Consider the following 14,175-nt stretch of genomic DNA (forward strand, 5'->3'; position numbering starts at 1 on the left):
CCGTCTTTAGTGTAATTGTTTATAGAGTGAGTTTAAGTCACCTAAAACATTGATAGAAACTATTTTAGAGTTTTTAAACTGAAAAAATGCTGCACCTGAATAATTAAACTTATTTCCGCTTGCTTCATACTCTAAAATTTTTCCTATATGTTTACCCGTATAAGTTACGTATACCGCTGCTAAAGAGTTCTCAACAACCGTGATCTCAACTGCATGATAAAGGTCTCCAAATGCCTTTGTAAGCATCGTTGCATACTCTTGAAACTCTTTAAGGCCGTGAGCCGTAATGTCTAGTGAACCTCTAAAACTGATATTTTCATCTAAAATTTCAGATGCTTTATCAAACTCTTTTTTGTTCCACATATCGTAGTATTTTCTGATAAGTTCTTTGTTTGTTAACATAGTACTTGCTCCTAAATAAAAAAAAGGTACATAAGCTTGTCCTTTAAGACTCAAAGTTAGGGCTAGATGTAGAATGAAATTATACATCATAAAATCTCTTTCTAAGCAGTTTTTTAATACAATGCAAAAAAATTTCTAACAAGGTGTTTTTATGGCAACAATTGGTATGGGTGATATCAAAAAAAATGTACGTCTTATCATTGGTGAAGTACCGTACAAAGTTGTAGAATTTCAACATGTTAAACCTGGTAAAGGTGCTGCATTTGTTCGTATGAAAATCAAAAGTTTCTTAAACGGTAAAGTTGTTGAGAAAACTGTTCACGCTGGTGATAAGTTTGAAGTACCTGAAATTACATATAAAACTATGCAATTTCTTTACGATGACGGTGAGATGTTCCAATTTATGGACAATGAAACTTATGATCAAATTGGTCTTACGCATGATCAATGTGATGATGCATCAAAATGGTTCAAAGATGGTATCAGTGTAGATATCATTTTCTATAAAGGTGATGCAATCAGTGTTACTGCACCTGAAACAATGGAGCTTGTAGTTGCTGAAACACCGCCAAACTTCAAAGGTGATACTTCAAGTGGAAGTAAAAAACCTGCAACACTTGAAACTGGTGCGGTTATCCAAGTACCTTACCACGTTTTAGAGGGTGATCTTGTAAAAGTAAACACTGTTGATAGTGAATACTTAGAAAAAGTAAAATAGGTTTTGCCTATTTTACACTCCTCGTTTTAAACAAACTTTCTTACCTCTAATTAAGTCAATTTGACTATAATCCTTTTATATATTTTAGCTACTATTTAAAGGTCTCGATTTTGTCAAAATATCCTTTTACCCACTTACATTTACATACAGAATATTCACTGCTTGATGGAGCAAATAAGCTTACAAACTTAGTCTCTCGCGTTAAAGAGCTTGGTATGACATCTGTTGCTATGACAGATCACGGAAACATGTTTGGAGCCATCGATTTTTATAAACAGATGAAAGGTGCAGGGCTAAAGCCTATCATCGGAATGGAAGGGTATATCCATAACGGTGAAACGATGGATGATAAATCTACAAAACAGAGATTTCATATCTGTTTATATGCAAAAAACAGAAAAGGGTACGAAAATCTTATGTACCTCTCTTCAAAAGCATTTATTGAAGGGTTTTATTACTTTCCCCGTATCAATAAACAAGAGCTTCGTGAACATAGTGAAGGGCTCATCTGTACAAGTGCATGTCTGCAGGGTGAAGTAAACTGGCATCTGAATTTAAGTGAAAGAAATCTCAAAAACGGTGCTAAAGGGTACGATGAAGCTAAACGTATAGCACTTGAATATAAAGAGATCTTCGGGGATGATTTTTATCTAGAACTTATGCGTCACGGGATTGGTGATCAGCTCAACATCGACGAGCAGATCTTACAGATCTCAAAAGAGACAGATATTAAAGTTGTCGCTACAAACGACACTCACTATACATATCCTGATGATGCACAGTACCACGAGGCGTTTATGTGTATCGGGATGAATAAACTTTACGATGATCCAAACCGTATGCGTCACTCTGTTCATGAGTTTTATATCAAATCACCTGAGCAGATGGCAAAGCTGTTTGCAGATATTCCAGAAGCGTTGTTCCATACTCAGGAGATCGTGGATAAGTGTGAAGAGTTTGAACCGATCGTAAAAACACCGACACCGCCTAACTTCAAATTTACAAAAGAGTATGCAAAAGAGGAAGGTTTAGATATAGACTTTCAAGACGATCCTCCGTTACCTGCAGATGCTAGTGATGAAGATAAGAAAAAGTGGCTGGGGGCAGCTGACAAAAACGATGCAGAGTACTTTGCATATAAATGTCGTGAGGGGCTCGAAGAGCGTCTAAAGATTGTGCCGCAGGAGCGTCATGAGGAGTACAAAGAGCGTCTTGAGTATGAGATAGATGTCATTAACTCTATGAAGTTCCCTGGATATATGATGATCGTTTGGGACTTCGTAAAAGAGGCTAAAAGAATGGGTGTAGCCGTTGGCCCGGGACGTGGTTCTGCTGCGGGGTCATTGGTTGCGTACGCTTTGGAGATTACAGATATTGACCCGATGAAGTATGACCTGCTATTTGAGCGTTTTCTAAACCCTGAACGTGTATCAATGCCCGATATCGATATGGACTTTATGCAGGCACGCCGTGGGGAAGTGATCGATTACGTAACACGTAAATACGGTCGTGACCAGGTAGCTCAGATCATTACATTCGGTTCACTGCTGGCTAAAGGGGTTATTCGTGACGTTGCGCGTGTACTTGATATGCCGTTATCTCAAGCCGATAAAATGGCAAAACTTATCCCTGACGAGCTTGGAATTACCCTAAATGGGAAGATGAAAGGTGGAGAACTTGTCGAGGGTGCTTTTCAAAAAGAGCCGAAAATTCGTGAACTTGTTGAAACCGATCCGCAAGCTGCCCGTGTTTGGGAATTTGCTAAAAAACTTGAAGGTCTTAAACGTAACTCGGGAATGCACGCAGCAGGTGTTGTTATCTCCAATGAAGAGTTATGGAAAAAGACACCTATCTACAAACCTTCCGGTGAGGATACATTTGTAACACAGTACTCGCTGAACTATATGGAAGATGTTGATTTAATTAAATTCGACTTCCTTGGTTTGAAAACACTTGATGTTATCGATAATGCGAAAAAACTTGTAAAGATCAGATATGGTCGTGAGGTTGACTGGACACAGATCGATGAGAACGATCAAAAAGTGTATGAGATGATCCAATCGGGTGATACGGTCGGGATGTTCCAGATAGAGTCTTCAGGGATGCAGGATTTAAATAAACGTCTTAAACCTTCAAACTTCGAGGATTTAATCGCCGTACTTGCACTTTATCGTCCGGGACCGATGGAATCGGGGATGTTGGATGACTTTATTGAGCGTAAACATGGACGTAAAGGGATCTTTTATCCGTTTGAGGAAGTAAGTTTTGATATGCTTGCCGATACACTCGGGCCAACATACGGGATGATCGTATACCAAGAACAGGTTATGCAGATCGTACAAACTATCGGTGGTATGAGTCTTGGCGGTGCGGACATTGTACGTCGTGCGATGGGTAAGAAAAAAGTTGAGGAGATGGAGAAGTATAACAAGCTTTTCTCTCAGGGTGCGGCTGATCAAGGACTTGATTACGAAAAAGCGAGTAAGCTGTTTGACCTGATTGAGAAGTTTGCGGGATACGGTTTCAATAAATCTCACTCGGCAGCCTATGCGATGGTAACTTTCCAAACTGCATGGCTTAAGACGTACTATCCAAATGAGTTCATGGCTGCACTTTTAACGTCGGATAAAGACAATACTGAAAAAGTTGTCCGTTACATCGATGAAGTAAAACGTATGGGGATTGAGCTAAGCCCTCCTGATATTTGTGATTCACTTTTAGAGTTCTCTGCAACTGAGAAAGATGGGCAGGATGTTATTCTTTTTGGACTTGGTGCTATTAAAGGTGTTGGCGGTGCCGCGATTGAATCGATGCTAAAAGAGCGTCGTGAAAACGGGGATTATAAAACGCTTCAAGACTTTGTGAACAGAATTGACCCGTCAAAAGTAAATAAACGTGTTATCGAGAGTGCTATAAAAGCGGGTGCCTTTGATAGATATGGATTCTCAAGAAAAGCTTTGCTTGATCAGATCGAAGAGATTGTAGAGACTGCAAAAAAAGCAAGTGAAGCGAAGAAAAATGCGATGGGCAGTCTTTTTGGCGATGATGCAGAGATCACAACGGTTGAACTCCATCTTAAAAACTCTGAAGAGTATGAACTCAAAGAGATTTTAGAGTTTGAGAAAAATACTTTAGGTTTTTACGTTTCAGGTCACCCGATGGATGATTATCGTGAAGAGTTGGAGCAGTTGAAGTACTCACTCTCATCTGAGATAGAAACTATTAAAGACGGTTCATTTGCTATTTTTATTGGAAAAGTGGAAGAGATTCAAAAGAAGATCTCTAAAAAAGGGAATCCGTTTGGAATCGTAAACCTTATGGACTTCCACGGAAATATCGATATTATGCTTTTTGAAGATAAACTCAAAGAGCTTGAAGAGATGGATCTTGAAGAGCCTGTTGCATTTAAAGTAAAGATTACACATACAGAGATGTTTACTCGTATCGGCGTAACAAAAATTATGTCGCTTAAAGAGGCTAAAAAAGAGTGTAAAAAGGTTAAAACTGAGATACAAGAGACACCGTTAGAACCTATAAACTTGGCAGTCAGACTGAGTGAAAAGATGGATGTATTAGAAAAACTCTATTCACTTATTCGACAAAATCCGGGAAATAGAGAACTAAAAGTAACAATCGTTTCAAAGCTTCACAATGTAGTGATTGAGTCTTCAATAAGAGTAGGGACCTCACTTATTAGTGCGCTTGACGGCAATGAATTTATAGATATTTTGTAAAGGGTTAAAAAATGACAAAACAGGATTTTAATGAGGGATTATTAGGGTTTTTAGATGCTTCACCGACACCGTTTCATGCTACGCAAAATATGGCTGGAATGTTTTCTAATGCCGGTTTTATAGAACTTGATGAGAAAATAAAATGGAATCTTGAAGCGGGAAAAAAATATTTTGTTACAAGAAATGATTCCTCAATCATAGCTTTTACATACCCTAAAGATGCAAAAGAGTACTTAATGGTAGGATCACACACAGACTCGCCAAATCTAAAACTCAAGCCAAACCCGATTGTAAAAGAGCATGGAATCGTTAAATTTGCAGTAGAGCCGTATGGAGGATTACTTTTAAACCCTTGGTTTGATCGTGATCTTGGACTGGCGGGACAAGTAAACTTTAGTGATAGTTCCAAAGCAATTAAAAGTGCATTGATAAATATCAATAAACCGATTGCGATGATCCCTTCACTTGCAATTCATCTTGACGATAAAGCAAATCAAGAGAGAACTATCAACAAGCAAACAGATATTTCACCTGTAATTTCAACTAACGAAGATTTTGATTTTGAGCTTTTTATTAAAAATGAGTTAGAGAAAACAGGGCTTAAAAATATCGAAGAGATCTATGCTTATGAGCTGAGTCTGTACGATACGCAAAACGCTTCTTATGTAGGTCTAGAAGATGAGTTTATAGCGAGTGCAAGACTTGATAACCTGCTTTCATGTTATGTCGGAATGCTCAGTATCTGTAGCATCTCTAATGATAAACCTATGCTCTTTATTGCTAACGACCATGAAGAGGTTGGAAGCGATTCAACGAGTGGAGCAGGGGGAAGCTTTTTAGAATCTACGTTAAAAAGAATGTTTGTAGAGTTTGATGATTATGTAGCAATGGCTAGAAGTTCCATGATGATTAGTGCTGACAATGCTCATGCTATCCATCCAAACTATCCGGATAAACATGAACCAAATCATGCTCCATATATAAACGACGGTGTAGTAATCAAAGTCAATGCAAACCAGAGATATGCTTCAAACTCTAAGACTATCTCTACATTCTTGGCAAATGCAAAAAAAGCTGGGGTACAAACTCAAAAATTTGTAACTCGAAGCGATATGGGATGCGGTTCAACGATAGGGCCGATTACTGCTACAAAAATAGGAATAGAGACAATCGATATTGGACTTCCGACTTGGGGAATGCATTCTATCCGTGAAATGTGCGGAAGTGACGATGCCTATGAACTATATAATATCTTAGTAGGGTTTAGTATCTAATGTCTGAGAGCATTACTGTAGAAGAACTGAACTTACTGATAGAACAGACCTATAAGGTTGAAAAGGAGTTCACAGAGCTTAAAGAATCTTACACACATCTGCAAAACACTGTAGAGAAGGTTGTGGAGTTTCTCCCTAATGCTATCTGGATATTAAATGATGATAACAGTGTTTTTCTACAAAACTCAAAGGCAAGAGAGTTATGGAATTTACTGAAGCTTATCGAGTATCAAGAGGATGATTATGAGATCCTTTTTGAAAACCGTTCATACATTGTAAAAAGTTCGACCTATAAAGATAAGATGATGCTCAGTGCTACCGATATTACCGAGCAAAAGAGAAAAGAGAATCTTGCTACAATGGGGCAGATGGCGGCACACCTTTCCCATGAGATTAGAAATCCGATCGGGGCTATCTCTTTGATGAGTTCAACGCTTAAAAAAAAGGTAATCCCTGAAAATATTCCCATAGTTGAAGAGATACAAAAATCGGTTCACAGAATCGACAGGATTATAAAAGCTACTTTGATGTTTTCAAAAGGTGTAGATGCTAAAAAAGAGAGCTTTTACTTTAGTGAGCTCAAAGATGCAATGGATACATCTTTAGAGTATTACGAACACTCTAAAGAGATCAGATTCGTCTTTCCCCAAAATGATTTTTTGATCAATGGAGATAAAGATCTTTTAGAGATGCTTTTTTCAAACTTCATCGTCAATGCAATCGATGCGATTGAAGAGGATGAAAACGATGAAGGTGTTATAGAGATCGAGTATATCGAAGATGAGAACTTTCATAAATTTCACATAAGTGATAGCGGTGTAGCTATTAGTGATGAAGAAAATCTTTTTGAAGCATTTAAAAGTACTAAATTAAAAGGGAACGGCTTAGGACTGGTGCTCTCAAAACAGATTGCTCAGGCACATGGCGGCGATGTGTCTTTTTTAGACGGGGATAATAAAACCTTTGAAATCAAACTATCAAAATCTTAATATGGAATAACATTTGCTAATATCTTAAAAAATAGATGGAGTATTGAGATGCCGATAATACATGATAAAATTCTTTCTTTGCTTGAATATGTAAAAATTGATAGTGCTTCTATTGTTTGTCATTTTAGATGTAAAGAGTCAAATAAAGAGGTGATTTCGGAACTTGCATTTGAACCGTATGATGGGAAAATTGAGATCACTTGGAAAGAGATGTTATTGCATCCAATCGAATCTTATAATAGATATTATCACACTCCAATTGTAATATATTCTCACGATACGCACGAAACAATTGTTTTAAAAGCATTTAAAAAAGTTGCTAGTCATTTTAAATGGAATTCAGAAAAACAACAGTACGTTTGTAACGATTAGTTTAATAAACCTCCCAAAATCCCTCTTCTTTTACTTATTTAAACATCTCTTTTTTTTGTTTTTATCCTAGTATGCAAAAAATAAAATATATGTAATTATCAAAGCTCTTTAGGCTACTTTTATTAACTATTTCTATACAAGTTATAATCTGTAGTTAAGTTGATATCACATAAATATCACACAAAAGTTTTTGTGATAGGGAAAAATGTGATATATAAGAAAATCTTACTTTTTTAAAGTTCAATTAAATAATTAAATGTAATACTTAAAACGAATTTTAATATAGGGGAGAAAAGAGAGAATGAATAATAAAAAATTATTAGTATCTCTAGCTGCGTCTGTTGCATTTATGTCAATGACTGCGACTACTGCTATGGCTTATGACAAGAACCCACCGTTCAAACTCAATAAGCTAAAGAAGTATACAGAAGTTGATGCAAATGGAAAGAAAACAGTTGGTTATGAACCAAAAAATGACTACAATGTATTCATCAACTACGAACTCGGTATGCACTGTGTTGGTTTTGCTATGGATTACTGTTGTGTGATTCCACCATACAACTCAATCCAAGCTCAAGCTGTTTCATCAGGAAAGGCTGGAAAGTTACCAAAACTTTTAAGTCCGGATGATGATGTTAAATTATATTACTACACTAAAGATAACTCTTATAGTGAAGGTAATAAAATGAGATACTGGAACGTGCCGAAAGATGCTGACATGGATGGTCACTTAGATTCTGCAGGCGATAACGTTGCAAACTATGTTTGGACACACCTTTTTATCTATAAAGATTTAGCAGGTACTATCCCAACTGGTGCTACAGATAAAGATCGTTTACGTGTAGGTATGCAGATCCCTGTAAATATCGATGCCGGTCCTTCTGGTATGCCAATGTCTGGCGGATACCTTGAGTACGCAGGTAAAGATGGTGGTAACGTTGTAATGACTGACACACTTGTTCCACCTGTTAAAAATGTTAAACTTGTTCTTACTGCTTCACATCTTTGGGATGCACTAGGTCTTCCTTTAACTGCATTTAACGACTCTACAAGAAGAGGTACAATCCGTTCTGTTACTGAAAAAGATTTCCAACCGTTCCAATACTCTACTGTAGAGATGCACGATAGAACTGGTAAGGGTGTTAAAAACACTGACGGTACTGATGTTTCTTATTTCGGTACAAACCCTGTAGATATTCCTAACTGTTACGCTTGTCACTCAAGAAACGGTAAAGCTGCTCAAATGGCAAGAGATGAAGGTATTACACAATCTGATGCTGAGTACAACTACTGGAAGGGTTATCCTGATGAGAGTGAATACATGGCGAGACTTTCTGAAGCAAGTATTAATATCCTTGGACTTCATGATGCTCACCACGGTACAACTTTCTTAAGTGATTACAACTCAAAAGCTTCTGGTAACAGACTTGGTAAGACTGGTATGGTAAACTGTACAGACTGTCACGGTGATAACGTTTCTGGTAACTTACAAGAGCCTCGTCCGACTGCAACTGGTTATAAAGCTGTTAAAGCTAAGCCTCTTTCTGAAGCTATTCACGGTTTCCACTTAGCTATGGTTCCAATGCCTGACGGTGCTGGTCGTTCACAAGCATGTCAATCTTGTCACCCGACTCACTTCCAAAACCCTAACATGAATGATGACTCTAATCCGTTTAGAGTAACAGACAGATACGGTGAGGGACGTTTTTCTAAAGGTGATATCAGAAACTCTGGTGGTGGATGTTATGTACGTCGTGATGCTCACTCTAATCCAAACGCTAAACCTCCTTTCTTCTTAAATGATTACGGTAAATGGCAATATAAAAATGTTGCTGTTAAAGATGAACATGGTAAAGACGCTGGTGAGTTAAGAGGTCTATATTGTACAAACTGTCATACAAAAGTTGCTCAAGGGTTCCAAAACTATGACAATTTAACAAACGACTCTAAACAAGAGGGTAAAACGCTAAGAAACAAATCTCTTAAAGAGATGATCGATGCTCTTGCTGGTGGTGATGCGAAAAAATTCGCAGCAATGGCTGACCCTAAATCAACTGGTGATAACGAAGTATTAAAATACTACACTGAACACAAATCAGCTACTTTAGTTAAAAATGCTGGTAAAGACGGTAAACTTGATCTTAAACCTTGGAATCATCCAGAGGGTGGAGATGTTCCGTATATCGCAGCTTCTGGTGGTAATGACTGGTGGTTAGCAGCATCTGAACCTCACTGTGCGGACTGTCACATGGCACCGTTTGTTGAGCAAGATACTGGTGGTAAATACTTCCCAATCGATTTACCGAACAAATATTCACTTTATAGATACTCTAAAGCACACGGAGATATCGCATGTCAAACTTGTCACGAGTCTACACACGGACTTTACTCTACAAGATATGACGGTAAAGAGCGTTCTGTTGACGTAACTACACACGAACAAGCACTTCAATACTCACCGGATGGTGAATATGCTGGTCCTGTTACTTGTGCTGCATGTCACACAGTAAACGATAAAGGTGTTCCAATGCAACTTAAAGATACTGAGTATGAAAATGATTACTGGGCTTCAGTAACATTAGCACACTTCATGAGAGGTGGAGATCAAAAACTATCTGTTAAACAGTTAGTAGAAAAATATCCATACGACAAATCTGCTAAAGTTGTAAAAGACGGGTGGAAATAATCCACTCCTCTTAAAACTATCCCTCTCTTGGGATAGTTTTATTTTAATTAAAGTGTATGTTTATTTATATATTTTAACTAGAATAAAATCTCCATTACGAAACAATCAAGGAAAACATAATGAATAAATATTTAAGTGCATTACTAGTAGTGTCTAGTTTAAGTAGTATAGCTTCAGCAGAGCTGGTAAAGAGTTATTTTAAAACAGGTGGACTCAAAGCAGAGACAAACTATAGAGACGGTACACGCACTGAGACAAGAGAGGGTGTAAAGGATGGAATTGAAAAGATATATTATGAAGAGGGACCGCTCGCTTACAGTGTAAACTATATTGATGGAAAAAGAGACGGTAAACTTACTTGGTATGATAAACAAGGACGTTTACTTGCCGAGATGTTTTACGATCACGGGAAAATGGAAGGTATAGAGAAAGCTTACTATGTAAACTCTCAGATAAAGCACCAGGTAAAATATATTAATGATAAAAAAGAGGGTGTACAAAAAGAGTATTTTGACAATGGTCAGTTGGCACTTACCGTGAATTATAAAAATAATAAAAAAGAGGGTGTGCAAAAAGAGTACACAGAAGAAGGAAAACTCTATAGTGAAGTTACATATAAAAATAACTATAAAGAGGGATACAAAAAATGGTATGATGCCTCTGGAAATGTCATTAAAAAAGAGTTTTTTAAACAAGACAGACCTGTAGATCTTATGAAAAAAGTTCAAGCAAAAAAAGATGATCAAACAGAAATTTTCATTAAAGACATAGACTTCTCTCCTCAAAAGGCAAGATAGGCTGATTTAAAGCCATTTTGCTACCATCCGTTATCTTTACTTTATTAGAATAACTTTTTTAAAAGGATAAAAATATGAAACAGATTTTATCGTTCATGGGCTCCATGAAAACCATGGCAGTACTTATGTTGATTTTTGCATTTTCTATCGGTTATGCAACGATTATAGAAAATGATTTTGGAACTATGACAGCGAAAGCTGAAATATATAATGCAAAATGGTTTGAATTACTGCTGGGCTTACTGGCATTTAATCTTCTGCTAAACATGATTAACTACAGAATGTTTAGTGTTAAAAAAGCACCCATCTTTATTTTTCACTCTGCATTTTTTGTGATCTTACTTGGTGCTGCGATTACTCGTTTTGTAGGTTTTGAAGGGACGATGCATATTCGTGAAGGATTGACATCTAGTTCAATCCTCAGCTCAGAAATCTATTTTGATGTGAGTGCCAAACAAGAGAGCACATCTGTTTCATCTACTCAAAAAGTATATCTTTCAAAAAGAGCAGAGAATCATCTAAACAGCAGTTTAGAAGTTAACGGGAAAAACGTTGATGTAAAACTTGTTGAGTATATCCCTGATGCGATAGAGTCTATTGTAGAAGATCCAAACGGTAAACCTATGTTAAACCTGATGATTACGGGCGGGGGACAAGGGAAGAAAGTGGCTTTAGCAGAAGGAAGCTACTACGATGCAGGTAATTTTGTACTTGATTTTACAAGCGGAGTAAAGTTTAATAAACCGACGATTGGTATCTTTGTAAAAGAGGGTACATTATATATGAATCACGAGATGAATCTCTCTTACTTCAGAATGGCTGACCGTGCAAAAGGGGAACTTGCTGCAAGCGAGAACGAAGTGTTTAACCAAAGAGTTCTATACAGTACAGATTTAGGGAGTTTCGTTTTAAGACAGTTCTTGCCAAAAGCAGTGAAAAAGATTGTTAGCGATCCAAATGCAAAAGCAAAAATGGCGGGACTTGACGTACTTCGTTTTAATGTAAGTGTAGGGGATAAAAACAAAGAGGTTTTACTTTACGGAAGACAGGGTGTAGAAGGTGTTGTTGAACACCTTAACCTTGATGGTATCGATGTAAGTTTACGTTACGGTGCAAAAGAGATTCCTGTACCGTTTAGCATTACATTAAAAGATTTCCAACTCGACAGATATCCTGGTTCAATGTCTCCTGCATCGTATGCAAGTGAAGTGCAACTGGTAGATAAAGCAAATGGAGTAGATATGCCGTACAGAATCTATATGAACCATATTTTAGATTATCAGGGATATAGATTCTTCCAAGCATCTTATGACCGTGATGAAAAAGGAACAGTACTATCTGTAAATCATGATCCGGGTACATTACCTACATACATTGGGTACTTCTTATTGGCACTTGGAATGTTCTGGTCACTTTTCTCTAAACAAAACAGATTTGCAAAACTTGGAAACAAAGCAAAAAAAGCAGCTGAGTGCCAACTTGTTCCTGCAATTATTGCAACGTTTTTAGTTTTTGGTCTGACTACAACTGCAAAAGCGGATGTAGATCCTGCTATCAAGACGATTCTTGCTTTTGACAAGGTACATGCAGACAAGTTTGGACAACTGATCGTTCAAGATACACAAGGGCGTATGAAGCCTTTAGATACACTCTCAACAGAGGTTTTAGCAAAGGTTCATAGAAGTGCAACATTAAAAGTAGGAAGTGAAACACTTACTGCAAATCAAGTGATTGTAGGGATGATGATCAGACCAGATATCTACAGAGATGTGAAGCTGATCCGTACGGGTGATCCGAAAGTAAATGAGATTATCGGTGCTGCGTCTGATGCAAAATATGTATCGTTTTCTCAGTTTTTCCATGATGCAGAAAATATGCGTGGATATAAACTTGCAGAAGTTGTTGATGAAGCTACAAGAAAAGCACCAAAAGATAGAAACAAGTTAGATAAAAAAGCATTAGAGATTGACGAAAAAGTAAATGTAGTATATATGGTGTTTACTGGTTCTCTTATTAAAATTTGGCCAAAACCGGATGATGCAAACAATAAATGGCTAGCTACGATCGAGGCACTGGAGACGTTATCTCCGGAGTACGGTTTTATGATCAAAACTTTAGCGTTTGATTATTTTACGGCACTTGATCGTTCAACGCAAAGCGGTGACTGGAAAGACTCTGATGCTGCTTTAAAACACATTGCAGATTTTCAAAAGAAATTCGGTGCAGCGGTGTATCCGAGTGAGAACAGTGTAAAAGCTGAAGTTTTTTACAACCATGCAAATATCTTTGAAAGATTGTATCCGCTCTATCTTGTAATGGGATTTGTATTATTGATCCTTAGTTTTATCAAGATTGTTAAACCGAAATTTAAGATGGATATAGTTGTAAAAGGTTCTTTACTTCTTTTAATAGTTTTCTTTATTGCACATACTATCGGTTTAGGACTACGCTGGTATATCTCGGGACACGCTCCTTGGTCAAACGGATATGAGTCTATGATCTACATCGGTTGGGCTACGGTTCTTGCAGGATTTATATTCTCTAAGCGTTCACCGATTACACTAGCTTCAACTTCTATACTGACGGGTCTTATCTTGTTTGTAGCGCACCTAAACTGGATGAACCCGCAAGTAACAAACCTTGTACCGGTTCTTAACTCTTACTGGTTAAGTATCCATGTATCTATGATTACGGGTTCTTACGGTTTCTTAGGTCTTGGGGCTTTACTTGGATTTATTACACTGTTACTTTTTATCTTTAAAACAGATGCAAACGAGAAACAGATCTCGCTTTCTATTAAAGAGTTAAATGCGATCAATGAGATGAGTTTAATGATCGGACTTGCAACACTTACGGTAGGAAACTTCCTTGGCGGTGTATGGGCAAATGAGTCTTGGGGACGTTACTGGGGCTGGGATCCAAAAGAGACATGGGCACTTGTAACTATTTTAGTATATGCGGTAGTTGTACACTTGAGATTTATCAAGTCGATCTACAACGAGTTTAACTACAGTGTTATCTCTCTTTTAGCATTTACATCAGTTCTTATGACATACTTTGGAGTAAACTATTACCTAGCTGGTATGCACTCGTATGCTAAAGGTGATCCGGTTCCTATCCCTGATTTTGTGCCAGTAACGTATGCGATCATCTTTATCGTAATCGCACTGGCATTTAGAAACAGAAAAGTCGCATAGGAGATT

At 37.4% G+C, this 14,175-nt stretch carries 9 protein-coding genes; 8 read left to right on the forward strand and 1 reads right to left on the reverse strand.

The features are described from left to right. Positions 1–6: 6 nt before the first annotated feature. Positions 7–402 carry an ester cyclase gene (locus QWY88_RS01575; RefSeq protein WP_304543349.1) on the reverse strand — a complete coding sequence of 132 codons (396 nt, stop codon included), beginning with the start codon at positions 400–402 and terminating at the stop codon, positions 7–9. A 151-nt stretch (positions 403–553) separates the two neighbouring features. Here QWY88_RS01575 and efp point away from each other — a divergent pair, with 151 nt between their 5' ends. The 8 genes from efp to QWY88_RS01615 all read left to right on the forward strand — a co-directional run bounded on the left by efp (position 554) and on the right by QWY88_RS01615 (position 14,169). Further along, complete coding sequence (efp, locus tag QWY88_RS01580) at positions 554–1,120, forward strand: elongation factor P (RefSeq protein WP_304543351.1); 567 nt, start codon at positions 554–556, stop codon at positions 1,118–1,120. Positions 1,121–1,230: 110 nt separating this feature from the next. After that, positions 1,231–4,854, forward strand: a complete 3,624-nt coding sequence (gene dnaE, locus QWY88_RS01585) for a DNA polymerase III subunit alpha (RefSeq protein WP_304543353.1) — start codon at positions 1,231–1,233, stop codon at positions 4,852–4,854. An 11-nt stretch (positions 4,855–4,865) separates the two neighbouring features. Beyond that, positions 4,866–6,128, forward strand: a complete 1,263-nt coding sequence (locus tag QWY88_RS01590; protein WP_304543355.1) for a M18 family aminopeptidase — start codon at positions 4,866–4,868, stop codon at positions 6,126–6,128. After that, positions 6,128–7,117 (forward strand): sensor histidine kinase, encoded by a 990-nt coding sequence (locus QWY88_RS01595; RefSeq protein ID WP_304543357.1) that lies wholly within the window; start codon positions 6,128–6,130, stop codon positions 7,115–7,117. The genes QWY88_RS01590 and QWY88_RS01595 overlap by 1 nt, the downstream gene beginning before the upstream one ends. A gap of 48 nt (positions 7,118–7,165) precedes the next feature. After that, positions 7,166–7,489 (forward strand): hypothetical protein, encoded by a 324-nt coding sequence (locus tag QWY88_RS01600; RefSeq protein WP_304543359.1) that lies wholly within the window; start codon positions 7,166–7,168, stop codon positions 7,487–7,489. A 301-nt stretch (positions 7,490–7,790) separates the two neighbouring features. Beyond that, positions 7,791–10,175, forward strand: a complete 2,385-nt coding sequence (locus tag QWY88_RS01605) for a hypothetical protein (protein ID WP_304543361.1) — start codon at positions 7,791–7,793, stop codon at positions 10,173–10,175. Positions 10,176–10,294: 119 nt separating this feature from the next. Next, entirely contained in the window at positions 10,295–10,972 is a 678-nt protein-coding gene (locus QWY88_RS01610) for a toxin-antitoxin system YwqK family antitoxin (protein ID WP_304543363.1), read from the forward strand. 74 nt (positions 10,973–11,046) lie between these two features. Further along, positions 11,047–14,169 carry a cytochrome c biogenesis protein gene (locus QWY88_RS01615; protein WP_304543364.1) on the forward strand — a complete coding sequence of 1,041 codons (3,123 nt, stop codon included), beginning with the start codon at positions 11,047–11,049 and terminating at the stop codon, positions 14,167–14,169. The last annotated feature ends 6 nt before the right edge of the window (positions 14,170–14,175 follow it).

The organism is Sulfurimonas sp. hsl 1-7 (assembly GCF_030577135.1).
Classification (GTDB): Bacteria; Campylobacterota; Campylobacteria; order Campylobacterales; family Sulfurimonadaceae; genus Sulfurimonas; species Sulfurimonas microaerophilus.